Annotated in this window: 1 protein-coding gene; it reads left to right on the top strand. The window is 67.8% G+C overall.

The window, feature by feature from the left end; translation table 11 throughout:
- Positions 1–492 (top strand): hypothetical protein (locus tag ABEB28_RS41230; RefSeq protein WP_345733767.1); only part of this gene is annotated, 492 nt, incomplete at its 5' end.
- Positions 493–856: the final 364 nt, after the last annotated feature.

The following is an 856-nucleotide window of genomic DNA, read 5'->3' as shown; positions in this document are numbered from 1 at the left end:
GACCGCATCGACGACGTGATCCTTCTCGACCCACCGCGAGCCGAAACCCCCACGGACTCCCACGAAGTCCTGATCACCCACATCCACAACGCCTGCCCGCACCAGACGAGACCCGCCGTCGTCGAGGCCATTACCGCGACCGAGCAGTTGGCGATCCCGCAACGCGCCGCGGCGCTCGTCGCCCGCCTCGGGCCGGCAGCACCCGGCAGCCCCGACTACCCGCTGCTCGGGCAGATGCTGATGCGGCTCAGCGATCACGCAGCGATGGACAGCTGGCGACCGACCGGGCAGCTGCCGCATCTCAGCCTGTGCCTGCCCCAGGCCGTCACACCCGGCAGCGAGAACGCCGGCGAAACCTGGCGTTCCCACGCCGCGACCCTGACCGTCACCGTCATGCCCGGCGATCACGAAAGCATGCTGACCTCCGACGAACTGCAGCAGACTCTGGCCGCACCTTCCGATTCCCACCCTCACGAGGCACATGGCCGATGACGTGCAGGCCCCGCTGCCGCAGCCCGGCGCCAGCGGGGTTGGTAGGACACGGCCGACCCGCCCAGGCACTCCATTGCGGCGTCCCGCCGGGGGATGAGCCAGAACGGTGACGGGCCGAATACGAGATTCACCTCCGGGTGAACCGATTGAAGAATAACCCGAAAGAATGAAACGAACGCGCGTCGGACCCATTGGCGCAAGGCAATGCGCCGACAGCGGAGCCCGACTTACGAATTGCTTCACAGGCCGCGGCTGGCGCGGCCCGACCGGTCTGCAGACCGGCTGGTAGGGTCGATCAACCGCCGTGTCCCGTCCCTCGCGGCGGAGTAATAAGGAGACCCAGCGCGGTGCGCATACTTGACGA

The sequence above is a fragment of the Cryptosporangium minutisporangium genome, assembly GCF_039536245.1.
GTDB lineage: Bacteria > Actinomycetota > Actinomycetes > Mycobacteriales > Cryptosporangiaceae > Cryptosporangium > Cryptosporangium minutisporangium.
Note: the sequence above shows the minus strand (reverse complement) of the source record. Positions and strands in the feature narration are given on the sequence as shown.